We start from the raw sequence: 216 nt of genomic DNA, 5'->3' as shown, positions 1-216 counted from the left end.
GCATGGGCAGGCGGTGCTGCCGATGTCGACCACGCACTCGACCCGCGGCAGATGGGCGGGCAGCGCCCCACGGTTCGCGCGCCGCTTGACCCTCTGGGCCTCCTTCTTGGCCGGTTCATCCTCCTCGTCGGCAAAGCCCGCGGCCTCGACCTGCTCGGCCTCCTCCAGCCCGAGCAGGAGTTGATCCTCAGGCAGGCTCTCGGCGCGGCGGCCGAA

The 216-nt window shown here is 71.8% G+C and carries 1 protein-coding gene; it reads right to left on the bottom strand.

The window, feature by feature from the left end:
- Nucleotides 1–216 (bottom strand): IS66 family transposase (locus tag MFF58_RS32145; protein WP_238294396.1); only part of this gene is annotated, 216 nt, incomplete at both ends.

It is taken from the genome of Methylobacterium longum (assembly GCF_022179385.1).
GTDB lineage: Bacteria > Pseudomonadota > Alphaproteobacteria > Rhizobiales > Beijerinckiaceae > Methylobacterium > Methylobacterium longum.
Note: the sequence above shows the minus strand (reverse complement) of the source record. Positions and strands in the feature narration are given on the sequence as shown.